The 258-nt window shown below is 57.2% G+C and carries 1 pseudogene; it reads right to left on the bottom strand.

The features are described from left to right. Positions 1–126 precede the first annotated feature (126 nt). Positions 127–258 (bottom strand): annotated as a pseudogene (locus ACQ4LH_RS22125) (hypothetical protein); the annotation flags it as partial.

Genomic DNA, 258 nt, shown 5'->3' with positions numbered 1-258 from the left:
GCGTCGTGCAGTTCGATCAGCTTCAGCAGCTCGTTGGCCAGCTCGACACCTCCGGTTGCCGCCATGCCCTTGGTGAAAGCCAGATGCGCTTGCAGGGAGTAAGAGCAAGAAAAATGAGAAAAATAAGACGAAGACGACGACGCCGAAGGAGAGGANGTGCAGTTCGATCAGCTTCAGCAGCTCGTTGGCCATCTCTACACCTCCTGTTGCCGCCATGCCCTTGGTGAAAGCCAGATGCGCTTGCAGGGTGTGCGGCAG

Source organism: Pseudomonas peli (assembly GCF_050563605.1).
Classification (GTDB): Bacteria; Pseudomonadota; Gammaproteobacteria; order Pseudomonadales; family Pseudomonadaceae; genus Aquipseudomonas; species Aquipseudomonas peli_A.
Note: the sequence above shows the minus strand (reverse complement) of the source record. Positions and strands in the feature narration are given on the sequence as shown.